Here is a 25,677-nt window from a genome sequence, read left to right as displayed (position 1 = left end):
AGTCAGCAAACGCGCTAACTGCCTTATTTTCAGTTTGAGCGGTAGGCGAGGCTCGAACTCGTGACCCTCAGCTTGGGAAGCTGATGCTCTACCAACTGAGCTACTACCGCGGTTGGAATGCGACAAAAGTAATCATTAGATATAATATCCGCAAGGAAATTTGCAGTATGAGATTCTATCCCAGATAGGAGGCAACACCTTCGGCACAGCGTTCTCCATCCATTGCTGCCGATACGATGCCGCCTGCATAGCCTGCTCCTTCTCCACAGGGAAAAAGCCCTCGGATTAGAGGATGTTCGCAAGAGGTTGATTCGCGCAGGATACGTACGGGAGAGGATGTGCGACTCTCCAATGCTATCAGCTGGGCTTCCGAAGTGAGGAATCCTTTCGTCTGTTTGTCGAATAGTTGGAAAGCTTTCTGCATCCTCTTTGTAATAAAGGAGGGAAGCCATTCATCCAAACGTGAGGGTGTGAGTCCCATGCTGTAGGATGATTTGGGCAGATCGACAGAGCTTCGGCTTGATAGGAAATCCGTCATTCGTTGAGCCGGTGCTCGCAGGCTGCATCTTGCCTGTGTCCAACTCTCGCCTTCCAAGCGTTCTATCCAATTCATAAGAGCCAAGGGATCATCCGTAGGAGTGGAAAGTACGTCTTCAGGATGAATCTCCACCACTAAGCCGGAGTTTGCCCATCGGGAACCTCTGTTGGCCGGTGACATACCATTCACTACTGTCTGATCCGGTGCAGTGGATGTCGGTACGACGAATCCTCCCGGACACATGCAGAAGCTATAGACACCGCGTCCCTCCACCTGAGCCGTATAGGTATATTCTGCCGGTGGCAGGTAGAGTCCGCGCCCCTTAGGGTTGTGGTAGCGTAGTTGGTCGATCAGAGCCTGTGGATGCTCCAGCCGGACACCGACAGCCGTTCCTTTTGCTTCCAGTCGAATGCCGTTTCGATGAAGATAGCGATAGATGTCGCGTGCGGAATGTCCCGTCGCCAGGATAACAGGACCGCAGTATTCACGACCTTCACTGTCTCTTGCTCCCATGACTTGACCGTTATGTATGATCAGACTTTCCATTCGGCAACTGAAGTGAACCTCTCCTCCGGCTGCCAATATTTGGTGTCGAATGTTTTCTATCACTTTGGGTAGTCGGTCGGTGCCGATATGTGGATGCGCATCGATCAGGATAGAAGGTTGTGCTCCGTGTTTGCAGAGAATACGTAGTATTTTGGTTACATCTCCGCGCTTCTTACTACGTGTATATAATTTACCGTCAGAAAAAGCTCCAGCACCGCCTTCGCCAAATCCGTAATTGGATTCGGGATCTACGTGCCCCTCTTTGGGAATGCGGGCAATGTCTGCTTTTCTCTCGTGTACGGACTTGCCTCGCTCCAGAATAATAGGTCTCAGACCAAGCTCGATGAGCCGGAGTGCTGCGAAAAGACCTGCCGGACCTGCTCCTACTACAATGACAGCGGCTTTCCCTTCTACTGAAGGATAGATCAAATCTGAAAAATCGTCTTCAACCGGAGATTCCGAACCGCTATAGACTTCCAAACCCAAATTGACGTATACCTGTCGCTGGCGAGCGTCAATACTACGGCGTCTGATTATTATGGTATGTATGTCGGTCGGATCTGTTTTTGTCTGTCTTGCTACATATTTGCGCAGTATTTGTTCGTCAGCAGCCTCTTCGGGGCGCAGTCGCAGGTCTATACGCTGTGGCATGATGTTTCGTTTTTGGGGTGAAGACCGAGAGAGGTAGCCTTTTCGATCATAAAAGCACGGGCGGCTTCATAATCATTGGGGATGACACCATCGAGTATGGCCTCTTTGATCGCCTCCTTGATGGTGCCAACGTGGCGCGAAGGCTTTAGACCGAATGTCTGCATAATCTCTTCGCCGGAGATCGGTGGTTGGAAGTTGCGGACGTGGTCTTTCTCTTCTATTTCTTTAAACTTATGACGTACCAAAGCATAGTTGTCTATATACTTGCGCACCTTATCGGGATTCTTGCTTGTAATGTCAGCTTCGCATAGCATCATCAGATCATCTATGTCATCACCGGCTTCGAAGAGCAGACGGCGAACCGCAGAATCCGTAACTCCTTCGTCTACCAGAGTTGCCGGACGCATGTGTAGATCTACCAGTTTCTGTACGTATTTGAGTTTTGCGTCGAGAGGAAGTCGGAGTCGTTTGAAAAGAGAGGGTAGCATCTTGGCTCCAACAAAGTTATGATTGTGAAATGTCCACTGTCCCCCAACAAACTTTTTAGTGCGTGGTTTGCCTATGTCGTGTAGCAATGCTGCCCACCTGAGCCAAAGACTATCGCTGTGTCGAGCCAAGTTGTCCACCACCTTATAAGTATGAGTGAGATTGTCCTTGTGCCCGATACCATCACGCGTTTCCGCTCCTTTGAGGGCTAAGAGTTCGGGAAAAACATATTCCATCAGCCCCGTCTGTTCGAACAGAGAAAGACCGATAGAGGGGCGAGGTGAGAGCATGATTTTATTCAGTTCTTCTATTACTCGTTCGGCAGATACAGCTTCTTTGATCCGGTGAGCATTCCGTTGTATAGCCTCGAAGTCGCGTGGCAGGATGGTGAAGCCCGGTAGCTGGGATGCAAAGCGGATGGCACGCATCATTCGAAGAGGATCATCACTGAAAGTAATATCCGGATCAAGGGGTGTGCAGAGGAGCATATCATCCATGTCGCACAGGCCGTCGAACATATCCACCAGATCACCGAAACGATCGCTATTGAGGCATACGGCAAGGGCATTGATGGTGAAATCGCGACGACGCAAATCATCCTCCAGCGTACCATCTTCGACTATCGGCTTACGACTATCGTGTCGGTAGCTTTCCTTACGGGCACCCACAAATTCTATCTCCAGATCACCATGCTTTACTTGAGCGGTACCAAAATTGGCGAAAACAGATAGGTGAGTCTTTCGTCCCAGCTTCTTGGTTACAACTTTAGCCAGATCGATACCGCGTCCTACGGCTACTATGTCGATATCTTTGGAAGGACGATTCAAGAATATATCTCGTACATATCCACCCACGACATAGGTTTCCAGTCCCAACTGATCTGCCGCTTCTGCGATAAGACGGAATATCGGGATGTCGATTTTACTAAGAATTAACTCTTTGTCTGTCATCTAAAAAATCAAGGAGTGATTGGCCAACAAAGGTACGCACTTGTTATCGAGTTTTCTGATTATTCAGATTACTCTGACAACTCTGATTGTTTTGGTTGCTTCTGTATTGCTTCCTTACGGCTGTCATTTGCTCTCGGATACCACTATAAATCGTTTCTGCAGCGATTCTAACAGCCGATATAGCATGTAGTTGGTCTGATGAATGAGTGGATGCAGAGATTTGCGAGTTCTTCATCCGTAAGGCGCATCATCAAAGAAGAGTATTCTTTCAATAGCTGAGGACTGCGTGCATAGTTACGCATAGATCCATAGCGTGGATGGCTCTTGGTCCATAGAACTCTCTTCCTGACTCGAAGGTAATCTTCATAGTCGAGTAGTAATTCTTCGAGACTGGCTTTCGCTACGTTGGTCAGTTTGATTTCTGTTTCGGCCGATGTGGTAGAAGCTGCATTGCCTTCTGCGATATTTTGTTTGCCGGAGCGCGCTGCTTGTATCATCTGATCTATGGTTCGATCGGACTTGCTCAAATACGTGTGGGCAAAGTGATATGTGAGATCATAGACGACCTCAACGACCCTATAGACACGTAGTCGGCGATACGATCCATGCTGAGGCAGGAAGGAGGTAACTGACATGCTGTATTTTGTTGTTTTTTCGGTGTTGTCTGAATACTCGGAGTACTCCGAATACTCTGAAAGAGATTAGAGGAAAAAGTCCGTGCAATCAGCAAAAACTGCACGGACTTTTAGATCTGATGCCCTAAGAGAGAGGCAGAACGGCTATCAACCTCCGGCAAGGGTTTCTTTTAGGATTTCGCCTACAGTCGGGTGAGGGAATATGATTCGCTCGATTTGTCGATCCGTCATGCCGGTCTCGATGGCCATGGCTGCAGTTACGATGAGTTCGCCGGCCGGATTGCCAATGAGGTGTGCTCCGATCAAGCGATTCTCTTCATCAAGTAGTAGTTTGCACTCTCCATTACCTTGTTCGTTTTCGGCTACAAATCGGCCGGAGAAGGCCATAGGAAGGCGACGAACAGTATAGGCACGTCCTGCTTTGCGAAGCGATTCTTCCGTCTCCCCCACACCGGCAACCTCGGGATTGGTGTACACCACACCCGGTACGGCACGGTAGCTCATCGTTTCGTCTGTTTTGCCCAAAATCTGATCTACTGCTACCTCTGCTTCTCGTACAGCCGTGTGTGCCAAAAGCGAGAAGCCCGTAATATCACCTGCAGCATAGACATTGGGCAGGGAAGTTTGCATCCTTTCGTTAGTCTTTACACCTTTGCCGGCAAGCTCCAATCCGAGCGACTCGAATCCTTGCAGCACGGGGCGGCGTCCTACACTCATCAGGATACGTTCTCCTTCGATTTCCTTCGTTTCTCCTTCGTATTCTACCGTAACAGCTCCGTTGCGAACAGAAGTAACCTTGTGTCCGAGATAGAATTTGATCCCCTCTTTTTCATAGAGAGCGCGAAGCATGGCTGCATGTTCGGGGTCAATGCCATTGAGTATTTCGGGCAGCATTTCCACCACATGCACTTGCGTACCGATACTGTTGAAGAAAGAGGCGAACTCCATCCCGATAACTCCTCCACCAATGATGACGAGAGAGGTCGGAATCTCTTTGTTCTGAAGTGCTTCTCGATTCGTCCAATACTCTGTCTGTTCCACTCCGGGAATGGGCGGAATAAACGTCTCCGAACCGGTACATAGTAGCAGGTTGGCTGCTTCGTACTGTGCTTCGCCCGCAGTAATGCCGATGATGCCGTCTGCATCGCGTCCCGTTACGGTAGCTTCTGCCGACACCATCTCTACTCCGGCCTCTGTCAGGCGTGAACGGATACCGGCCGTCAGCTTGCGAATAATCTTACCTTTTCGGGCAATCACCTTGCCGAGGTCGAGTCCATCGGCCGTTCCACTTACTGCATATTTAGATGCCGTAGCCATTTGATGTAGCACTTTGGCTGAGTAGAGTAGCGTCTTGGTCGGTATACATCCTTCGTTGAGGCATACACCACCGAGAGCATTCTTCTCAATTAGGAGGGTTTTCAGGCCACCTTTGGCAGCACGTTCGGCAGCCGTATAACCGGCCGGTCCTCCACCGATGATAGCTAAGTCGTAGCGCATAGTTTATAGATTGTTGCGTTCGATATCCTTAAAGTAGTTGTACGTACCCACTTTCAGCTCCACACAGGCTGCTTCGTCGCAGACGATGATGCTGTGACGATGGAGTTGCAGGGCAGTGATCGTCCACATTTGGCTGACTGCACCTTCCACAGCTTCGCGAAGAGCACGGGCTTTGGCATGTCCGTTCACCAAAATCATTACTTCCCGTGCATCCATGACTGTTCCCACACCGACGGTAAGAGCACGCTTGGGTACAAGGTTCGTATCATTGTCGAAGAAACGACTGTTAGCTAGTACGGTGTCCGTGGTTAGCGTCTTGATACGCGTGCGGGAGGTGAGAGAAGATCCCGGTTCATTGAAAGCAATATGTCCGTCAGGCCCTATCCCACCGATAAAGAGGTCTATGCCTCCGGTAGCCTCGATAGCTCTCTCGTATGCATCGCACTCGGCCGTCAGGTCAGGGGCATTGCCATTGAGAATATGGATGTTCTGAGGCAGGATGTCGATATGGTCGAACAAATGCCGGTGCATGAATGAATGATAGCTCTCCGGATGCTCTGTAGCAAGGTCTACGTATTCATCCATATTGAAGGTGATTACGTGGCGGAAAGATACGCGTCCTTCTTTACATGCTTTGACCAGCTCTCTATACATCCCTATCGGTGAAGAACCTGTCGGTAGACCGAGCACAAACGGTTTCTCGGCTGTAGGAGCTGCTTTACGGATACGCTCGATGACGTAGTCGGCTGCCCATTTGGAGAGCTTGTCGTAATCCGGCTCTATGATTAATCTCATTGTAAGATTGGGTTAGTCCAGTAGTGGATATGATATATTACTGACGATCGGTTTTGAGTCGTTCGGCTATCTTATTGCCAAGCTCCCAACCCTTCTCGTACAGTTCGTCTGTGGTAGACATTTTTTGTTCCAAAGGTTCGCCTATCATTTCCCAGCCCATTTCTTCTGCAAAGGGAACTATCTTCTTCACTGCCTGACCGGCCCATGTGAATGAACCGAATACGCTCAGATAGCGATCCTTTACCTCACGAAGGCGGATCATCTCCATGATGTTCTTGATCGGAGAGAAGATCTCATTGCTGTATGTGGGGCTGCCGATTATCACAGCCTTGTACTTGAAGATGTCGCGCAGTATGTTGGATGCAGGACTGAATGCTACATTGTGGCACACAACGTTGCGGATATCACCGGCGGCAATGCCCTGTGCGATCGTATCTGCCAAGACTTCCGTATTGCCGTACATGGTACCGTAGAGAACCACTGCACCTTCCTCGGCTTCGTAGCGGCTCATTCGATCGTATAGGTCGAATGCTTCGGAGAAATGAGCCGGTGTCCAAACGGGGCCGTGCGTAGAGCATATATATTGAACAGGCAGATTGGCTTCCTTGAATTTGGTGAGTACTTTCTGTACAAAGCTACCGTACTTACCTACGATACAAGCGTAGTAGCGGTACATCTCTTCCCAGCGGAAAGAGAGATCCATATCCTTGTCGAATATATGTCCATCCAGTGTACCGAACGTACCAAAAGCATCGGCAGAGAACAAGACTTGTTGGGTAGGCAGGTAGGTGAACATTACTTCCGGCCAGTGTACCATCGGAGCGAAAATGAAAGTAAGTTCATTTTTACCGAGAGAGATCTTGTCGCCTTCCTTCACTTCCAGCAGTCCTTCCGTAATGTGGTGGTAACCTTCGAGCATGCCGTGAGTCTTCTTGTTACCCACGATTTGCATATTGGGATAGCGTTGGCGCAGCAGACCTATCGAGCCACTGTGGTCCGGCTCCATATGATCAATGATAAGATAGTCGATGGGGCGTCCTTTGAGGACGGTGTCCAATTTCTTGAAGAAAATCTCCGAGTAGCATACATCTACTGTATCGATGAGAGCTACTTTTTCGTCTACAACGAGATACGAGTTGTACGAAACGCCATATGGCAACGGCCACATATTCTCGAAGAGACTCTTCGAGCGGTCGTTTACGCCCACGTAATAAACGGAGTCTGTTACTTGAGGAACCTGATACATCATATTTCTTGGATACTTTTATAATTATTTGTTGTTATGATAATTTCTGCATAATCGGATTCTTTACGGCACGGATGATAAGCCAAATGCCTGCAAGAACGAATGGTATGCTGAGCAGCTGTCCCATATTCAGGCCGACTGATTCGATAAGCTTGAGCTCCCATGGCTCCTGAACGATCTTGATGCGCTCGATGATCAAGCGAGAGAGGAAGATGCCCGTGAGGAAAACTCCCACTATCAGCCCGGAGTAGCGTCGGGCGGCATCGCGCTTCCAGTATAGCCACATACAGAGAGCGAAGACTGCCAAATAGCACAAGGCTTCGTATATCTGAGTAGGATGACATCCCATATCCATATTCGGCACCAATCGGCGATACTCTTCCGAGCGAATAAAGCGGAAGCCCCAGGGCAATGTCGTCGGGCGGCCGAAAATCTCACTATTGGTCAGATTGCCCAGACGAATCATGGAGGCTACGATACCTGTAGGCACCGCCAAGCGGTCTAAAACCCACAGGATGGACTTGCGCGTTACTCTGCGCGAATACAGCCAGCAGGCTATTATGATCCCGATGGTACCTCCATGGCTGGCCAAGCCACCCTCCCAAGTGACGAATATCTTGGCCGGATTGGCCAGATAGTATGCCGGGTCATAGAATAGGACATGCCCCAGACGTGCTCCAACGATAGTACCTACAAAGACATAGACGGCCAGAGACTCGAACCATTTGGGATCCAGCTTCTCGTGTTCCCACATTTTTTTCTCTATCCAAGGGCCCAAAATCATCAACCCCAATGCAAAGAGCAAGCCGTACCAGACAACGGGGTGGCCGAAAAGGGTAAATAGAACCGGATCGAAATCCCATGTGATGAATGCAGGTAGTGTCATAATGTTCCGATTAGCCGTTTAGTTGAGTAGTATTTTTCTTAGCAAAGTTGCCCTATCCAGTACTCCCTGTCTCCGGGAAGAAGGTCTATGACGGGGATTTCCTGTAGGGTGTAAGCTCCGGGGTGTTGGCGCATGGCTGCCCGAGCTGCACAGACCAGTGCTTGTCCGGTCAATGCCGGATTGTTGATCTCCATATCGAATGACATCCGCTGGTTTTGCGTAGAACCGCTCACACCCTTGCGCACCATGTGGACGCCATGCCCCATATCGATGAGGGCATCCACATCATCTACCTGTATCACGTGGGTCTCGTCGTGAGTGAAGTACTCATCTGCTTTGATGGCAGCCGATATCTCCTCCAAGTTGTGTCCCGGAAGCAGTTCTACGTAAACCATGCGGCGATGTACACCCGTTCCGAGTGGAATGGTCATCGAAAGTGCGGCCTTCACGCCGTCTATGGCCTTCACGGCTACAGTATGTCCCATACTCATACCGGGACCGAAGTTGGTGTAGGTGATTCCTTTGGGGACGATAGCCTGCATCAGCGTACGCACCACAGAGTCGCTGCCCGGATCCCAGCCGGAAGCGATGACGGCTGCCGCTCCGCTTTCTCTGGCAGCATCTCCCAGTGATTGGCGCAAGGCCAAAATGTTGCCGTGAATATCGAAGCTATCGGCCGTGCATATTCCTTTTTTCAATATCTCTAAGGCTGTTCGCTCTACTTCCCGACTTGGTGAACATATCAATGCTACATCGACTGCTTCGAGTTGTTCGATGTCCGATACTACGGGGAAAGGTCGAAGCTCGGAGGGAACTTCGGTCGGATTGCGGCGTACGATGCCTGCTATTTCAAAATCAGGGGCTTCATTAAGAGCTTGCAGGGCATAACGACCGATATTGCCGTAGCCTATGATGGCCGCCCGAATCTTTTTGTTGTCTGTCATTTGTCGAATCTGGGGATAGCTGTTTCGCCCCCTTCTCTTATTTGAGTAGTTTGCCTTTCTCTCTGAAGCCTTTGACCACGGCATCGAGCAGACCGTTTACGAACGTTCCGCTCTTCGGGGTACTGAACAGCTTGGAGAGGTCGATGTATTCATTGATTGTTACCAAAGCCGGAATATTCGGGAAGTTGAGCAACTCGGCAATGGCCAGTTGCATGATCAGCATATCCATGTCCGCTATGCGATCCACTTCCCAGTTGATCAGATTTTCACGGATGATACGGCGATATTCCTCTCCGTTGATGATGGCATTGCGCAGTAGGGTGGTGCCGAATACGGCATCGTCTTTCTCCTTATACGCAGGAAGCAGGATAGCCGATGGATCGGTATCTTGGTCGATCCGTCGGATCGTCTTGAGGACGAACTCCTTCACGATTTCGATAGGTGCATTTTCCTGTCGGATCGTTTGGTAGTTGCCATCGGCAACTGCCTGCCGTACCGACTGTTCCACCTCTTCTATGTCGGGAGTCTCCTCTGTCTCGATTTTCTCGATAAGTTGTATTTGATTGTCCCAGAAGATACTATGCTCTTCCATTACTTCTGCCAGCTCTTCGTCGGGAAGGACGATGTCGCGCATCAGCTCATTCCAGAACGAACGGTCGGCTTCGAAGTCGTCGTTGGCATCGGAACCCATGTAGCGGGCGAAAGTCTCGGACGAATGGATTTTTTTCAGCAGGCGTCGCAGAAAAGCTTCTTCGGAACGCCAGTTCAGAGCGTTCTGTTCGGCTCTTACCCACAAAGGTCTGCAGCTTTCGATCTTTTCGGCAAGCCGGTTGTGTACCATGCGCAGATTGGGGTTTTTGTCCTTCTCTGTCGCTAAACGCTTGTTCTTATTGGCTTCGAGGATTTCCGCATGCAGTCTTGTCAGTTCCGGAACTAAGAGGAGGTAGTATAGGTATAGGTCGTATGTCCGCTCCAGACTGTTGAGCAACTCTTTTTCGGCAGATTGTATTTCAGCATCATCTCGATGGTAATACACATATGCTTGTTGCAAAACTCGGGATCGGACAAGTGCTCGATTGATCATTCTTATAATCCTTGAAAAGTAATGTCTGGCAAAGGTAATCAGACGTACTCAAACCCACAACATATTGGCTTTCGGCTTGAAAAGGGCGATGGGACTCATCTCTGAAGTATGATTATCGTATCAGATCCATCTAACGTTCGTGGCAGGGTAGGGATCCGGCATATTCTCTTCTTTATTTCTAACTTTTATAAGACCATAGTATCCTCTCGCATGAGACCATAGTATCCTCTCGCATGAGACCATAGTATCCTCTCGTATGAGACCATAGTATCCTCTCATGTTAGACCATAGTATCCTCTCATATGAGACCATAGTATCCTTTCCCTGTCGGTCATACTTTATTCACGATATGGATCTCACAATGAATATCCGAATACCGTGGATGCAATTGTCCCGGAGATGGGAGGTGGCTCGTTTCGGTCGATGCTGCTGTTCATCCGAGGAGCTGTTTCGGAGAATACGAACCACAAAAGCAAGAACAGTGGTTCGCGTTCTCCAACAAAAGACGCGCGTAAAACTTTTCGTTTTGGCTCATGAATTTTTCACTTCTCGAACCGAAAGAGAAATTTTCTTGCGCCACGTTTTGTGGCACCTCAATCAATGAGATTGACGAGCATGAATTGGTGCGATGAGGGAAACGGCCTTCGCTGAAATGCGGTGCGAGGAGTGTGGGCACTGACTACTGCGTCAGATTGAAGCGGAAGCTGACGCCGAAATTGCTGTTCGTGATAGGGAAGGAAGCCGAGCTGACAAGCGGATGGTTCATATCCCAATCGTAATAGGCGCGTAGGGTAAGCATACGGCTGATGTCGTAGTCCGCACTGACGTTGATCTTGTGGCTGATATTGCCATTCGTAGCTTGTGTGTAAGCATCTTGGATCTTGCGAATCAGGGTCAGTGTACGGCTGTAAGCATAGTTCACTCGGACGGTCAGCGCGCCTCCGGTACGCGGTGTTGCGGTCTCATTGTTGTTTCGTCCGCCTTTGGCCTTTCTTGCAGGTCTTGTCCGTTGCAGGCCGATGAGTTTGGCAAAATTATCTGCCTTATAGCTCATCCCTACGGTTATCTGATCTTCGTTCGACTCCACGAGCTGATAAGCCGATAGATTCAGATTCAGACGGCGAGTCTTTCTGTAGTCCGTATTGATCCCCAACCCACTCATAAACGTAACTTCCACACCGAGGAGGGGAGCAAAACTATCTTCGAGACGGACAAATGGAATATCGAAAGGCATGGATGCAACGGGGGTCAGCATCGTGGGATCCGATGAGTCTTGGATAAAACCCAGATTGCTACCATCGGCCAAACCCACCCAACCGAGGTAAGAGCTATAGCTATCTACGTTGTATATACCACGGTAGGCATGGTTGATACGCACATTTCGGAAGTACTTCTTGAGCAGTTCGGTTTTGCTCAAGCCCGTGTAGCTGACATTCCAGTTGGGGAGAATGGAAGACAATGAGGGGAATGCCGACAGGCCGATTTTTCCCACCGACCTCTGGGTATAAGCACTGAGGAAAGCCGGAATAAGCACGTCGGCCGAGTTGAGGGATACGGCACTGTTTTCCAGAGAAACCGGCTGACCGGCCAGACTGCTTCCTTCCATGAATCCGGAAGAGGGATAAGTGGCTCCATGATATTGGGCCATGATACGCCCTGCGATTATCTCCCGATTTCGCAGGAACTCATTGAAGGCCTCCGAGGCATAGCCCGTTGCTCCGGACGAACTGCTGAACATGCCTTTCAGTCCGATGGTCGTCATCACGAAGTTACCTCCATAAGTGCGCGGCATACCGGCATAGACGTATTGGGTCTGCGTTTGTCGGGTATCGGTTCTGTTGGCTGTGAGGTTGATGCGCAGCTCGCGAATCGGTTCGAGCGTCATCTTGATCTCGAACGAATTGCTCTCCGAGTAGACGGAGGGTGATACGTTTTGCTGCCCACCGATAAGCCAACCTTTCTGCGCAGCTTTGTCCACGAAATCTTCTCCGGTAAGGCCGAATGCAAAGTCCCATCCCGGTGCCAAAATGCCATCCACGGAGCCTTGTCCGCCGGCAGCTTTGATGTTGGGTAAGAATCCGGGCAGATGCAGGCCGGACGATTGCCGGTAGTTAAGGTTGATGCTCTTGAGCATCATCAGGGCGTATACCATCCTTTCGCCTATCGCACCGAATGCAGGAGTGGAACTGCTCTGCCTCGGGGGGGCTACCGTTACATTGATCTCTATGCTGTCATTGTTCAGAATGACGATTGTATTCTTATCCTTGATTTTTGTCTTCAGCGGATACATCTTGCCATCCGGGCCGAGGGCGGACACTCTCACTTTCTTGGAAGCAAAGGTGTGCGTCAGCGTTACCGTAGAATCGGGGAGCAACCGGATTTTCTTGGTCAATGGCTGAGCTGCTTTTTTTACAGGATCCTTTTTGTCCGGATTCGTGATATGCTGCTCTATTCTCTTGAGGAAAGCGGATTTGCGATACAGCGATGTCAGATTGAGTTGCAGGGGAAGTTCCAGCGTCGCCTGATTGCGGATCGTATTCCCGATGATCTGTTCGGTGGAGGTTTTGGCTCCACGATCCCAGTTATACACGGCATTATAGGTCAATGAACCGTTCACCCAATTCAAGGCGGATATTTGGGTTGTAGGCAGGGTATACGATACATTGAATGTTTGGTCGTATGCGATAGGAGTTCCCAATTCGGCAATACTCCGGCGGACGGAGTCGCGCCATATCTTATACTCATCGGGAGCGAGCTTTTTGTTCACTTGTACATGCGGCTCTTCGATACGGGCATTGGTGCCGCTGCGGAAGTTGATCCTCAGACTGTTGAGGGGATTCCAGTTGACAGCTATGGCACGATCCCAAACGAAATTCTGCATGAACGTCACGGGTAGCTTTTCGGCCTGACCCACTCCATAACTGAAGTTGCGCACCTGTTCCTCCGAATAGGAACGGATCATATTGGTCTGGAAGGTGATCTTCGCAGGAAGCGGATTGATGGCAAAACCTTTCAGATAAGCTCCGGCTTTTTGGATTTTCGCAAACGGCTTGATCGGTTTGAGCAGAGGCGAATAATCATATACCATACCGGCACTCCAATTCAAATTCGTATTGTACTCCATATCGGGATTGTGTCGTTCGCTTTTATTATAGGAGTAATTGAACGAGAAGTTCGCCGGATCGTAAGGCATCGGGTGTTTGCTCTTGACATTGACTCTGATATTGTTCAGTGCCAAACTGTGCGTTGTCATACGGTTTTCGCTTAGCCTCCTCAGAGAGTCGCGAGAATTTTTGTCGGGCAGAGCGTCCAAAGCATCTTTCAGAAGGATGTCTTGATCATAGGGATTGTATTGTGGAGATATTTTCTCATCCGATACCGAGTAATAGAAAGGTATGCTGATCTGAGCCTTTTCGGGGAAGAACTTGCCAAGTTCCAAATTGGTGGAAAAGTTGAGTGTGCGCGTATCTTCTATGGCCCGCTGCGTGAGAGACTCGTCCAAAGCACCGAATCCGGCGGTTATCATCTGTCCGCGCATATTCACCGATCCCAAGTCGCTAAGCTGCATATTGATGGTGGTATTGGCAGCCCATCCGCCTTTCTCATCGTAGTCCGTGAGCCTGAGTTCATTGACCCATATCTCGGCACTCTTGATGTCAGTACTGTTATTGCGAATACCGATCATGATAGTCTTGACTTCACTCAGTGTCGGATTTCCCATAACGCTAACGGTATTGCCGGTGTTTTCGGGGTCGGGTTCGGAGAAAAGGCGATAGAAGTCAGCGGCAGGATTGCCTGCGGCTTTCTCCCTGTTGCGTTTCGTCTTAATATCGGTGAGGGCAGACAGTTTGAAGTCGAACATATTTTCCTTAGGCCAAACAGTTTCCCTGTCGTTCTCGCTATTGGTCGAATAGGTACCGAAAGGAGTCAGGCGCAACGGTATGGAGTATTCGTAATAATTGTTCCGGTAATCCGTCCCTAACCGGATGAAGACGGACAGATCTCCATTGCCTGTATGCGTGGCGTCTTCATCCTGAAGGCGTTCGGCATGCGTAAACATCTGCAAACGCTTATAACGCCGCAGATCATAGCCCGTATTCTTATATACGGCACGTGCATCGCCCGGTGCCAGTGTTCGGACTTTCAGGCTCATGGACTGTTCGTTTTGCTGCGTGCTCTGTGCTTGCTGGGGATCGAGCGAACGCAATACGCCCGGAGGGAGCACATAGTTCACAGGCTTACGGTCACCATTCTCCTCTATGTTTACGGTACTTACTTCCAGTTTTGCATTCGAGATCGGTGTCAGGTTGGCCGGATGCAGTTCGCGTTCGTACTGTCGCCAATCGCCACGCACCAATTTGAAAGTCCCGAATCGTAGAATGACCTCTTCAGAAAAGTTCGTCAAGTAGACACGCATGAAGCGGATGGTCTTGAAGTCCGTAATGCCTCCGATCTTTCTCTCGAACTCCCGTACCGGGACTTTGAACTGATACCAGGTTATAGTCTCCTTTTTGCCGTTGCGCAGCTCTACCTCCTTGGTACGAGAATCGACAATATAGTTTTGCCCCACAACCATTTTAGAGGGATGCAGCTCCACACGGTACTGGAAATACTTCTCTATCTCGTTGAGCGTATTGTCCTGATTGATGTCTTCCACATCGGGTACCAAGCGGCTGGATACGTTGTATCCGGTAATATCGTTGGTGGCTTCGGCCGAGTTGCCTTCCACTCCGTTGTATTGCTTATAACGATCGAGGATCGACTTGCGTGCGTCATCGTAATCGGCCCCCCGATAGTGGTGAAAGTTGTCCCCACCCGGATCGTTGATCGGGCTGAATGGATCTGCACTCCATTGACCCAGAACATCGGGAGATACGATAGACGTCAGACGGGATATATACTCGGCATATGCCGGGAATTCTTTTTCCTCCTCCGTCGTAAGCCCGTTGAAGCCGACATCCTGTTTCGGACGTGCTCCGGCTGTATTGTCGAAAGCATAGCCCGTTCCCTGACGCTTCGGCACCTTACCCCATACTGTGGTCTCTATGGCAGCGGGATCATCGTTGATGGGCATACCGTTCTCGAAAAACTTCTTTTCGTCTTTCAGAACTTCCTCGGATATTTCACCCAAGTTGATATACATTGACCCTCCCTTGGCAGTTTCTTTGTTGTAGATGAAAGGATCGAGAAGCCAAAACTCTACGTACTCGATATTGGATGCTTCGAAGTCGCTCTGATCTATCTTGCGCATGATACCGCCCCAGTTGGATTGAGGATTGGCTAAACGACCGTCCGACTGCATATCCACCGTATTGAGGTTGTATGGGCCACGCTCAGACGGATAATAGGACATCAGCAGCGTGTGCAGATAGCTATTCATATTGTACGTCTGATCGCGATAAGGGAAAAGCTCGGAGGTCTTCACTTCGCGGACATAATGGTTGGAGAGCTGTTCGAGGTCATTCTTCAAGTGGGCGGGCATACCTGCGGAATTCTCTCTTGTGAATATCGGATCAATGTAGAACCACGATAGTTTGGCTCTATGCTTGCCATAGTCAATATCGTTCGTCAATGATGCTTCCGGGAAAAACACCGGCCCTGCTCCATCTTGAAACGGAGTACTGGAGAGCATCCACGAATATGGATTCATCAGATCGATATAGCTCTGCGAACTTTCGAAGTCGTCCAGATAGCTATTGCCTTGGGCATATTTACTTTGATAATGTCCGGGGATCAAATGAGCAAACTCAGCGTTTATCGTGATCTCACTGGGTTTTGTCAGCTCCACGAAAGGCAAAAGATCGAGTGCATTCGTCAGCCATTGAGCTTGAGTGCGGTAGTTCAGGTTAAGTCCCCAAAGCGTATTCTTGAGCGACTCGTCTCCAATCACGGATTTGGTTGTCAGTGGCATTTCGCTCAGGTGCATGAAGGTACCGCCGAGGGTGAAGTCTTTGGAAAAGTTGTAGTTCAGATCTATACCGAACATCGTTTTGCGCTGCATATTCATCAGCCCTCGGTTCTCCAGCGACACATTGATGGGAGTTCCCGAAGAGAGAATCGCTTCATTGATGATCGATACGTTGCCGGAGAGGTAGTCTACCGTATAATCCACATTCTCCGTCAGCTTGACACCGCCGGCCGTCACTACGACGGATCCGGGCGTTACGTTGATAGCCCCCAAAGAAATATCTCCACCCGAAGAAGCTTTGTATTCGCCTCTGAAGATAAATTTGTTTTTCTCTGCTACTTGCTGCGCAGCCACTGCCGTCGTATCGTACAGCTCTTGGAAGCAGTACTTTTTCGCCAATACAGGATCGCCAAACGCATCGGCAAGAGTCTTTCCGAATGGCTCCACGGTAGGAAGGATCACAACTCCTTTTTGAGGAAGGATCGTATAGCCATCGACAAAGTCATATGTGCCGTCGGGGTAAGGTTCTTGCTTGGCGTCCAGTCTATCCATGCCCAACACGCGCAGAAGCAGCTGTCCCTTGATCTTGCCTTCGCTGATATATGGCTGGTAGACGCCTGCGCTATCACTCTGGTAGAAAACATTCAGCTTGAACTTCTCTTTCTGCACATTATAAACACCGCCTCCCAACTGATAGGCATTCTTCATCATGAAGTGCCAATACGGCGAGGTCGAACTCATCGCCGTTCCTTTGAGCAGCTTAACGTAGAGGTTCTCAGTGGAATTGTCCGGCCGGTCTGTAGAAAACTCTCCGACCTGATACACCTGACCATTGTACGTATATTCGAATGCTATCCCCAACACCTCATCGGCAGAGAGGCGCATATTCAAACTGATATAGCCGAGAATGCTATTGACTGTGTAGTCCGCAGGGTTCAATAGGCGAGCACTCTCTACTTTTTCGTAGTCTCGCCCTCCTTGCATGATTCCGCCCAACTCCTGCGTTACCTGGTCGATAAAGCGCAAGTTCGGCATCGATAGTAGCATCGGATAGAGCGAATTGGCCTGATTGGCCGGTAGGCCGTTAGTACTCATGGAGGGAGAAACGGATGGCAAAGCTATCTTTTCCGGTTCTCCCAAATCGGTAAAGGCTACTATGTTACGCGTCTGGGTGTTGTCGAAATTGCCTTTCTTGTTGGTTACCCACACTTCCACACGATTGATTTTGACACCTGAGCTGATAAAGGGCAGTGTCTTCATGGCACCATCATAACGATCACGGAAGTAGTGGCCGAAGAAGAAGTGCCGATTCTCATCGTATTGGCCTGCCGATAATTCGAACGGGGTAGTCTGCGCACCACCTTTCGTGCTGACCCTCTTGGTCTCAGCTTCCTGCTGACTGACCACCATATCCACGTCCAATTTGCCGAACTGCATCTTCGTGTGTATCCCGAACAGGCTCGCTCCACCTCGAATCAGAGTGTTGCGCGTATTCATGGATACATTGCCGGCTTCGATCAGCTTGATGATGTCGTCTTCCTCTCCTTCGAAAGCCAACTTCAGCTTCTTTGCATCGAAGTCGAACGTACTCTCCGTATTATAGTTCATCCCGAAGTTGAGCTTCGTACCCACTGAAGCCTGCACGTTGGTCTGGATCTTTTCGCTGAAGTCGAAATAGGAATGCTTGCGTGCATTTTCGGGCAGAGACGGGTTGTTCGTGGCATTGCTCTTAGCCCCCATGGCCACCTCGGCCGATCCTTGGGTACGGAGTTTGACTCCGCCAGGGCCGAAGAGTTTCTCGGCCGGACCGAGGTCGAATGTCATTTCCAAAGGATTGAACCGCTTCTTTCCCTCCTGTTGAGCTTCAAGTCGTTCTTTTTCCATGAAGTAACGGCGGATGGAATCGCGCTGCATATAGCGCAGGTATTCTTCGGGTGTGAAGGGGATGGGACTGCCCAGAGGTTTATCCCCAAGCTTGGTCACAAGCAGATATGTATTGGTCTTCTCGTCGTAAATAAATTCGGTGCGGATGTTATCCGGAGTCTTCAGGTCGAGTGGATAGTTACCATCCAGATAGCGGTAGTCTTTGGCTTGGGTCTTCTTGACGGGGAAACGAGTCGTATCGGCCGGAGCGGGAGTTGCATAGTGATTGCCGATAGCTGTCCGGGCAGGTACGGAGCCATTCGCCGGACGCCATGTGGCCAAAGCAAGGCCGGCGATTATGGGCAGTAGAGCTGCAAGTAGCCGAATGGGTTTGTTTTTCTTTTCCATTATCAAGACACCCGTGATCCTTCTTTGTTTGAGAAAAGGCTATAACATTCGTAATGCTCGCTTGATAATATCTTCGACAGCCAAAGATGAATCCTCGGAGAGAATGGACTTGACCGCTTTGCGTATAGCCGGATCGGCAAAGCCAAGCATCTTCAGGGCACTGATGGCCTCTTCTCCCGAAGCTATGGTATTCAGAGCGGCACCGCCTACAGCCGTCCGTGCAGACTGGATCTCGTCAGAGGAGGTCTCCAGCTGGATCTTACCTTTCAGATCCACGATGATACGCTGAGCCGTTTTCAGGCCGATGCCCTTCACCGCTTTCAGCGCATCGGCCTGTCCTGTGGTGATGAGTGCGGCCAGTTCTTGAGGAGCATAGGAGGATAGGATGAGCCGTGCCGTCGTAGGACCGACACCGCTGACGGAAGTCAGTTGGCCGAAGAGTGTGCGTTCTTCTTTCGTAGAAAAGCCATACAATAAATGGGCATCTTCTCGGATCAGTTGTGTGATCCAGATGAGTCCCTCTTTCTTCCCCTGATAGGCAGAATAAGTGGTGAGCGAGACATTCACATCATAACCCACTCCCGCACACTCGATCACGAGGTTCGTTGGCGTCAAACCGACTATTGCTCCCTTGAGATACTCTATCATTGCATGCTACACAGACCGAGGGCTTTATGTGTGGCTTCTTGGATCACTCGGCGAAACATTCCACAAAGTCTCCGGTCAAATTACTTTTACATGACTTTTTTTCCAAAAGCCACATAGTGTTGTTGTTTATACTACAGGAAACTAACGCAAAAGTAGGGAAAATGTTGTATCAAGTCCGTTTGTAGTAGTATATACGAGGGGTAGAGGCATCTATTTTATTCCTCAAGGATACGCGAGAGCACAATAATATAATGAGTAGCCGAATTCACTGTTGAGGCAATCGAACGGCGGGAAAAGAATATTGCTTTTTCTCGCAACGAAAAGTCCGTTAGGCTTGCATCGGATTTGAATGGGGAGATATTGATGCGGTTAGTCTGGGAGAACAAGTTTTCGTTTGGCTGTGATCGTATCTATTCGGATACGATAGATGGCGGTATGGGGCATACCGCTTTCAACGGCCTTATCGAACAAATCCATTTTCTCCGCCGTGTACTTCTCACAGATCAATCGTAAGGCATGCACGCACTCCTTACGATCTTCTACACGAACGACTCGCCCCCTGACTATAGCACTCTCGAATTCGGTGGTGAAAATTCGACTCAGCATAGAGCCGGATAAGGGAGCGCTTCCCTCTTTCAGTGCTTCCAGCGTTTCCGTACCATATACATCGGGTACCTCCACTCGGCCTACAAATACAATGGTGGCCGAAGGCTCATGGGTGAATAATTCGACTTTGTGTCCGGCACGTGCCGAATGGAAGTATAAATTCTCCCCATCGCGTACGATGGAAAGTGGCAAGGTATAGGGCGTATGGTCAGTATCCAAGACCGAAAGGACACCATAGGCTGCCCGATCAATCACTTCCAAACCGAATTCTTGGCTCATTTCTCGATCTTTACGTCGCATGATGAATGCCTAAAACAAGGGTTACACTTTGTATTTTCCAATAGTAAATGCAACACCCTATAAACAAAAACACGCCGAGGGATAATCGTTCGGGGTGTGAAGCCAATCGTTTAAATTCGTGTTGCAATGCATAAACAACTAACCTCGGAGCAAAGGTACACAATTGCCTGCCTACTCAAAGAGAACGTGTCCATCAGGAAGATCGCCGCAATGATCGGCGTTGCCCCAAGAAATGAAGGGGATAGCAAGAAGAGGGCTGCTGAAGACCATTACCACGGACAACGGGACCGAATTCTCTAGTTATGAAATCACTGAGAAGGCACTCAAAGTACCTGTGTACTTTGCCCCCCCCTACTGCTCTACAGATAAACCTCATGTCGAATTATTCAATAAACTCGTAAGACAATACATCCCTAAGAAGATGGATTTCAGGCAAATAAGTCAAGATATGTGTATCAAAATACAACACAAAATTAATCGAAGACCCAGAAAAGGGCTAGGATACCTAACGCCAAGCCAAGTTTTAGGACTAACTTAGATCAACAAGGTTGCGCTGGAAGGGGGAATGTGCCCATGCGAAATTCGATTCCCCATGGTTGGAGGTTTTTGCTATATTTGCCGGTCGACAAAGCACCCAGCAAGAGGATATAGTTCTTCGAAGGAAAAGCTTATCTGCTTGATATAGAACATTATTGACAAACAGTTTACGGCTAAATAACAACAAATATGCACGCTGCTTCATACAGCATTCCCTATTTCATCAGGCCGATTTTACCCCATCCGTGTCAGTCATACCACTGCACTATTCGGACTAAGCAAGAATATCTCTATGACGCATAAAGAGGAATAAGGCTTCCATAGTCCCCTCAAACATATAAGGCACCCACCGAGTTCCCTGTAGAATTTGGTGGGTGCCTTTGTTTTATCACTGCCCAAACCAACCTTTTTCAGCCTGCGATTTATATAGAAATGGCTTTTGATCTATATATAAATTGAAAACGATTTATATACAAATTGAAAACGATCTATATATTTATCGTAAATGATTTGTATATAGATCGTTATCTTATCTTCCAAAAGTTATGTTTCGACTTGAAAAACATCCTCTTCTCTCCTTTTTTACTTCAAAATCCGCTTTCTTTCAGATGCTTATTTAGAATCATTCCAAACTCATCTTCGTTGTTGAAAACTTTTTTTGTGTGTGTTTTTAGTACGGTAAACATGCTTAGAAAAGAGAGACACAAGGTAGAGGTGGAGAAGTCACTTAAAATGATAAACGAAAACAATGGTACATTTTTCGTTCCCCTCCTAGAAGTATATTCATTGGACTTAATCTACTGATTACAAGCGTTTAGACAACTGTCAATTAGTCTAAGGGGGATGATTTGGGAACGGAAACTGTACTTTCTATCTACGTCTTGCTACTACTCAAAGAACACCTTACTGGCTCTCTGTAAAGGTATCTTATTCCGATCCCCCAACCAAAAGAACAGCTGAATTTATTTTATTGGTGTCCGATAAAAATTGGGAAAGGGTCAATTTACAGTTAGATTTTCTATGTGTAAAAAGAAATGGCGACAGTTCTTTCATCGCAATCTCACACAACGACTATTTGTTTTTTCTTTCACGGATAAGAACAAAACACGAAAAAGTGCTTACTTCTCATCGCAAAGGGTTATCTTTGCAGATGAAATAGTGGATGTCCTTTGGCTATTCAAAATATTGATTATCAATAAAAATAAGAATCTCCTCTATCTGCTTTGCTTTGCAGTATCTTCAAATATGGCAAAGATGGCTGCAGATTCAAGAGGATCAACAATTAAGTTTTTACAAAAGGAATGACTGACAGCATAAACATATTGATTCTAACAGATGAGATACTTGAAGCTTTCAATAATAAAGAATAACGAATTCAAAGTAGAAAGGAACCCCTCCAATCCCAGCTCCACCTCCTCTCTGAAGCTCGAGACCGCTTGTTCCTGAAATTGATGAGTGGATAAATTGAAGGATAATTAAAAACGATGAAATATGAACGAGTATTTAAGAATACAAAACTTTGGTCCGATTGATGATATAGAATTAGACCATATCACACCTTTAACCATCTTAATTGGTGAATCTGGTAGTGGAAAAAGTACTATCATGAAAACTCTTTCTATGTTCAGATGGATATATAAACGTATTGTATTGCGATCATATGTCAGACAAGCAAAAATTAAAAAAACAGGTATTGGCATTCAGATGAGAACTCTTTTAAAAACATCCCAACTGAATGAATACATAAAGTCTGAAACAGAGATAATATATCGCAGAGGAGATTATACTATTTCCTATATGAATGGCAAATTGAACGCCCAGGCAGATATACCAGCAGACAAGCTTAGCTTGGAAAAAATATGCTATATCTCTGACAAGCGTTCCATAATACCTGACTTCTTAGAGAATAAGATCGAGAGAAAAAATGCAAACTATCATCTACAAGATACATTAGATAATTTTCTGCGTGCGGCTGATAAAATACGCCAATTGCCTTTGGATTATCTCAATGTAGAATTTAAAATAGAGAAAAGTAGCAAGGGCGATAAATATATGATTAAAGGTGAAAATGACAGACCTTGCTCTATACAACTGCGTAATGCATCTTCTGGCACACAGACAGTAACATCTCTAAGTTTGATTGTTGAGTATTTTGCTAAGAAGTTCGACTCGCAGAGATCTATGAATGAGTCTTTATTCAGTTACTTGCAAGATAATGACAAACTTGATGTCTTTAACACTACAAAAAATATTGGTGCAATAGAACAACAAAATGTTCATTTGTTTATAGAAGAACCTGAATTAAGCCTTTACCCGGAAAGCCAAAGCCGTCTGATGGATTTTCTGGTTGATAGATGTTTTATGACTAAACATCCACATAATATGACTCTCATGATAGCTACGCATAGCCCTTATATAGTAAACTATATAAATGTATTAATTCGAAGATCTCAAGATTGTGGTCAAACATTCATTAAACCTGAAAATGTGAACGTCTATGAAATATATGAAGGTTGTGCTGGACAACTAAAAATTCTTGACGAGAGACCTATTATTGATACTCGTTCTATGTCTGAGCCTATAACAGATATGTACACAGAATTCAACTCCTTGTAAGTATGGAACAAATATTAAAGACTGAAATTGTTGATATACTAAATAAGATTCAGCGTAGGGATGCTCCTCAGCTAGTCAATAATGGGATTGTTCCTGCTTATGTTGTACAATCTGCTCATAAGTTTGATCTTGTAGATTCGAAGAATGGGAGGACTCCCATCAAAGCTTTTGGAACAGGAACAGCACATTACACAAATGGTCAAGTGAATAATACTTATAATCTAAAGATCATCTGCTACGATGACTTTATTCATCAATTTACATTCGATGATAAGAAAGGACATACCCAAGTAAGTAGATTAAAAGATGGTGTAAAGGTAGCGGATTTCCTTATTTATGAACAATCTGGATCTAAAGCAATATTTATTGTTCAGGAGGTGTCTGATGAGAAGTCATCAACAAAGATAAAAACTGCAAAAAAGCAGCTATCAGACACATTAAATCAACTATACAAGTCTAAAGTAATAGGCAATTTCATTGATAGTTTTAGAGAAAAGAAATGTTACCTTTCTGCTAGGGATAATCGAAGAATTGTTTCAACAGCAGGAATGGCAGATGGTTTTACCCAAATATACACTGTATTACCAGAACCTTCTCAGTTTAACTGGGGCCAAATTGGAACCTATGGTTTCTTGGCCTTTGAAACAAGTTATGTAGAGCTAGTAAAATAGTCGCTTTAATGTAGTAAAATATTATAGCATAGATCAACTGAGACAGAAGAGTACAGCCGACCTAATGTAACGAGGTGTTTTTCATCGGGATTTCTTTTCTCCTTTCTTTGTCCGCCCGAAACTCACGAAAGAAAGGAACAGTTGGCAAATCTGCCGATCATATTACTCGGTGTGTTCTTCTTGAACGGTTATGGGAAAACCAAAAATCCAAAAGATTCGTGTATATTTGTGCCCGCTAAGCCTGTCGAGCAGGTGTGGTATGCGGCTGTGGTGTAATTGGTAGCCACGCCAGACTTAGGATCTGGTGCTTCACGGCGTGCGAGTTCGAGTCTCGCCAGCCGCACGTAAAAAGAAGAGAGTGTGTCCATAAATCGCTATTTCGAAGCGATTTAAACACACTCTCTTCCTGTTTTATTGGAGATATTACAAAGAATAAAGGTCCGTGTTCAGGCCGGAAGGGATGCTATATATCCACGCATGGCCGAGAAAACAGCGCGGAAATAGCTTTTGAAAGATTGGGAAACCGGCTTAGGGGATCAGCAATGAACCATCGCCATAGCTCAGGAAGCGATAGCCCGATTCGAGGGCATGGTGGTAAACAGCCTTCCAATCCTCTCCGATGAAAGCAGAGACAAGCAGCAAGAGGGTACTGCGCGGTTGATGAAAATTGGTAATCATGGCATCGACCATCCGATAGCGATAGCCCGGAGCAATAAGAATCTCGGTTGGGAAGATCAGCGTTTCGACTCCTTGCTCGTCCATCCAATCGAGTATTATGCGGATGGTCTCACTACGAGACAGGGTTGCATCTTCATTCTCATAGGCTTCCCACTGATTGACCTTTAAGGACTCTTGCGGTGTATGCGGTCCGATCGAGAGGCTTCTCCCCAGCCAATAGAGGCTTTCGAGTGTTCGTACGGAGGTTGTTCCGACAGCAACGATGCTACCCTGCCAATCACGCAGGGCTTCCAGCGATGAACGTTCGATGACTATCAGCTCGCGGTGCATCCGGTGTTCACCGATAGTCTCGCTTTTGACGGGACGGAAAGTGCCGGCTCCGACATGCAGGGTAACATCCACAACCGGCGTGCCTTGTGCTCTTAGCCGTTCGAACTCCTCCTCCGTGAAATGCAGCCCGGCCGTAGGTGCTGCCACCGAACCCTGATTTTTGGCATAGACAGTTTGGTAGGTTTCCAAGTCTTCCTCTTCGGTATCCCGATTGAGATAGGGGGGAATAGGGAGGATACCGGCCATTTCGAGGATTTCGCCAAAGGTGTAGTGATCATTTTCCCAGCTGAAACGGATATATCCATCTGCCGCAGGATCGTGAGAGGCTGTCAATAAGATGCTATCGCCATGCGGAGAAGAGATCTCCATCTGCAAGTCGCCTGACCGCCATCTTTTGGCATTGCCTACCATACAGTGCCAGACGCAGGAGCCACGAGCTGTGAGCGAGAGTTCGTACTGTGCAGGGCTGACAGGTTCGAGGCAGAATACCTCGATGCTTGCTCCCGTGGACTTGCGAAAAAGCAAACGGGCACGAATGACACGGGTATTATTCCTGACCAGCATACTGCCCGATGGCAGCACTTCCGATAGTTGGGAAAATACGGCATCCTTTATCTCACCCTTGTCATAAACGAGTAGTTTACAAGCATCGCGCTGTGGCAAAGCATGTTTGGCAATCCGTTCTTCGGGCAGGGGATAGTCGTAGTCGGCAATGGAAATATCCGTGGTTGTAATCATCGTGGTATGATATTTTGCGCGGCAAAATTAGCAAATACTACGGCCGAACATTCTCTTTTCCCAATGGTTAAGTCGGTTCTTACATATCACAGATCGTTTACCTTTGTCACTGTATG

General features: G+C 47.7%; 17 protein-coding genes and 2 tRNA genes. 5 read left to right on the top strand and 14 right to left on the bottom strand.

The window, feature by feature from the left end:
• Positions 1-37: 37 nt before the first annotated feature.
• From F452_RS0100955 to F452_RS0100895, 13 genes are all read right to left on the bottom strand, one after another.
• A tRNA-Gly gene (locus F452_RS0100955) sits at positions 38-110 on the bottom strand.
• A 65-nt stretch (positions 111-175) separates the two neighbouring features.
• Entirely contained in the window at positions 176-1,735 is a 1,560-nt protein-coding gene (locus F452_RS0100950) for an NAD(P)/FAD-dependent oxidoreductase (RefSeq protein ID WP_018964393.1), read from the bottom strand.
• On the bottom strand, positions 1,720-3,171 hold the full coding sequence (locus tag F452_RS0100945) for a CCA tRNA nucleotidyltransferase (RefSeq protein ID WP_018964392.1): 1,452 nt from the start codon (positions 3,169-3,171) through the stop codon (positions 1,720-1,722). Before F452_RS0100945 ends, F452_RS0100950 begins: the two co-directional genes overlap by 16 nt.
• A gap of 167 nt (positions 3,172-3,338) precedes the next feature.
• Complete coding sequence (locus F452_RS10600) at positions 3,339-3,806, bottom strand: four helix bundle protein (RefSeq protein WP_316928563.1); 468 nt, start codon at positions 3,804-3,806, stop codon at positions 3,339-3,341.
• A 147-nt stretch (positions 3,807-3,953) separates the two neighbouring features.
• The gene (gene lpdA / locus F452_RS0100935) at positions 3,954-5,303 is read right to left on the bottom strand and encodes a dihydrolipoyl dehydrogenase (protein ID WP_018964390.1); all 1,350 of its coding nucleotides are present in this window, start codon (positions 5,301-5,303) and stop codon (positions 3,954-3,956) included.
• A gap of 3 nt (positions 5,304-5,306) precedes the next feature.
• The gene (gene nagB, locus F452_RS0100930; RefSeq protein ID WP_018964389.1) at positions 5,307-6,098 is read right to left on the bottom strand and encodes a glucosamine-6-phosphate deaminase; all 792 of its coding nucleotides are present in this window, start codon (positions 6,096-6,098) and stop codon (positions 5,307-5,309) included.
• Positions 6,099-6,135: 37 nt separating this feature from the next.
• Complete coding sequence (locus F452_RS0100925) at positions 6,136-7,344, bottom strand: FprA family A-type flavoprotein (protein WP_018964388.1); 1,209 nt, start codon at positions 7,342-7,344, stop codon at positions 6,136-6,138.
• Positions 7,345-7,378: 34 nt separating this feature from the next.
• Positions 7,379-8,230, bottom strand: a complete 852-nt coding sequence (gene lgt / locus F452_RS0100920; RefSeq protein ID WP_026292075.1) for a prolipoprotein diacylglyceryl transferase — start codon at positions 8,228-8,230, stop codon at positions 7,379-7,381.
• Between the two features lie 38 nt (positions 8,231-8,268).
• On the bottom strand, positions 8,269-9,174 hold the full coding sequence (locus tag F452_RS0100915) for a diaminopimelate dehydrogenase (RefSeq protein ID WP_018964386.1): 906 nt from the start codon (positions 9,172-9,174) through the stop codon (positions 8,269-8,271).
• 37 nt (positions 9,175-9,211) lie between these two features.
• A complete protein-coding gene (nusB, locus tag F452_RS0100910; RefSeq protein WP_235317515.1) occupies positions 9,212-10,225 on the bottom strand; it encodes a transcription antitermination factor NusB in 1,014 nt (337 codons plus the stop codon).
• 712 nt (positions 10,226-10,937) lie between these two features.
• Positions 10,938-18,437, bottom strand: a complete 7,500-nt coding sequence (gene sov / locus F452_RS0100905) for a T9SS outer membrane translocon Sov/SprA (protein ID WP_018964384.1) — start codon at positions 18,435-18,437, stop codon at positions 10,938-10,940.
• Between the two features lie 39 nt (positions 18,438-18,476).
• Positions 18,477-19,085, bottom strand: a complete 609-nt coding sequence (gene ruvA, locus F452_RS0100900) for a Holliday junction branch migration protein RuvA (protein ID WP_018964383.1) — start codon at positions 19,083-19,085, stop codon at positions 18,477-18,479.
• Positions 19,086-19,454: 369 nt separating this feature from the next.
• Positions 19,455-19,970 (bottom strand): pyridoxamine 5'-phosphate oxidase family protein, encoded by a 516-nt coding sequence (locus F452_RS0100895; RefSeq protein ID WP_230587233.1) that lies wholly within the window; start codon positions 19,968-19,970, stop codon positions 19,455-19,457.
• Positions 19,971-20,117: 147 nt separating this feature from the next.
• Here F452_RS0100895 and F452_RS13150 point away from each other — a divergent pair, with 147 nt between their 5' ends.
• From F452_RS13150 to F452_RS0100855, 5 genes are all read left to right on the top strand, one after another.
• The gene (locus tag F452_RS13150) at positions 20,118-20,291 is read left to right on the top strand and encodes a helix-turn-helix domain-containing protein (protein ID WP_018964381.1); all 174 of its coding nucleotides are present in this window, start codon (positions 20,118-20,120) and stop codon (positions 20,289-20,291) included.
• Positions 20,224-20,529 carry an IS30 family transposase gene (locus F452_RS13145; protein ID WP_155259033.1) on the top strand — a complete coding sequence of 102 codons (306 nt, stop codon included), beginning with the start codon at positions 20,224-20,226 and terminating at the stop codon, positions 20,527-20,529. The genes F452_RS13150 and F452_RS13145 overlap by 68 nt, the downstream gene beginning before the upstream one ends.
• A 1,490-nt stretch (positions 20,530-22,019) precedes the next feature.
• Entirely contained in the window at positions 22,020-23,144 is a 1,125-nt protein-coding gene (locus F452_RS0100865) for an AAA family ATPase (protein ID WP_018964377.1), read from the top strand.
• Positions 23,145-23,146: 2 nt separating this feature from the next.
• Positions 23,147-23,815, top strand: a complete 669-nt coding sequence (locus F452_RS0100860; protein ID WP_018964376.1) for a hypothetical protein — start codon at positions 23,147-23,149, stop codon at positions 23,813-23,815.
• A gap of 261 nt (positions 23,816-24,076) precedes the next feature.
• Positions 24,077-24,158 (top strand) — tRNA-Leu (locus F452_RS0100855).
• A gap of 185 nt (positions 24,159-24,343) precedes the next feature.
• Here the strand turns inward: F452_RS0100855 and F452_RS0100850 are convergent.
• Positions 24,344-25,561 carry an S-adenosylmethionine:tRNA ribosyltransferase-isomerase gene (locus F452_RS0100850; RefSeq protein WP_018964375.1) on the bottom strand — a complete coding sequence of 406 codons (1,218 nt, stop codon included), beginning with the start codon at positions 25,559-25,561 and terminating at the stop codon, positions 24,344-24,346.
• Positions 25,562-25,677: the final 116 nt, after the last annotated feature.

Origin of the sequence: Porphyromonas gulae DSM 15663, assembly GCF_000378065.1 — a bacterium.
Taxonomy (GTDB): Bacteria; Bacteroidota; Bacteroidia; order Bacteroidales; family Porphyromonadaceae; genus Porphyromonas; species Porphyromonas gulae.
The sequence above is the reverse complement of the archived record's forward strand: the minus strand, read 5'-3'. Positions and strand labels throughout refer to the sequence as shown.

Bases quoted from the DNA above. Each gene is read 5' to 3' on its own strand.
- F452_RS0100950 (WP_018964393.1), bottom strand. From the start codon at position 1,735: ATGCCACAGCGTATAGACCTGCGACTGCGCCCCGAAGAGGCTGCTGAC.
- F452_RS0100945 (WP_018964392.1), bottom strand. From the start codon at position 3,171: ATGACAGACAAAGAGTTAATTCTTAGTAAAATCGACATCCCGATATTC.
- F452_RS10600 (WP_316928563.1), bottom strand. From the start codon at position 3,806: ATGTCAGTTACCTCCTTCCTGCCTCAGCATGGATCGTATCGCCGACTA.
- lpdA (WP_018964390.1), bottom strand. From the start codon at position 5,303: ATGCGCTACGACTTAGCTATCATCGGTGGAGGACCGGCCGGTTATACG.
- nagB (WP_018964389.1), bottom strand. From the start codon at position 6,098: ATGAGATTAATCATAGAGCCGGATTACGACAAGCTCTCCAAATGGGCA.
- F452_RS0100925 (WP_018964388.1), bottom strand. From the start codon at position 7,344: ATGTATCAGGTTCCTCAAGTAACAGACTCCGTTTATTACGTGGGCGTA.
- lgt (WP_026292075.1), bottom strand. From the start codon at position 8,230: ATGACACTACCTGCATTCATCACATGGGATTTCGATCCGGTTCTATTT.
- F452_RS0100915 (WP_018964386.1), bottom strand. From the start codon at position 9,174: ATGACAGACAACAAAAAGATTCGGGCGGCCATCATAGGCTACGGCAAT.
- sov (WP_018964384.1), bottom strand. From the start codon at position 18,437: ATGGAAAAGAAAAACAAACCCATTCGGCTACTTGCAGCTCTACTGCCC.
- ruvA (WP_018964383.1), bottom strand. From the start codon at position 19,085: ATGATAGAGTATCTCAAGGGAGCAATAGTCGGTTTGACGCCAACGAAC.
- F452_RS0100895 (WP_230587233.1), bottom strand. From the start codon at position 19,970: ATGAGCCAAGAATTCGGTTTGGAAGTGATTGATCGGGCAGCCTATGGT.
- F452_RS13150 (WP_018964381.1), top strand. From the start codon at position 20,118: ATGCATAAACAACTAACCTCGGAGCAAAGGTACACAATTGCCTGCCTA.
- F452_RS13145 (WP_155259033.1), top strand. From the start codon at position 20,224: ATGAAGGGGATAGCAAGAAGAGGGCTGCTGAAGACCATTACCACGGAC.
- F452_RS0100865 (WP_018964377.1), top strand. From the start codon at position 22,020: ATGAACGAGTATTTAAGAATACAAAACTTTGGTCCGATTGATGATATA.
- F452_RS0100860 (WP_018964376.1), top strand. From the start codon at position 23,147: ATGGAACAAATATTAAAGACTGAAATTGTTGATATACTAAATAAGATT.
- F452_RS0100850 (WP_018964375.1), bottom strand. From the start codon at position 25,561: ATGATTACAACCACGGATATTTCCATTGCCGACTACGACTATCCCCTG.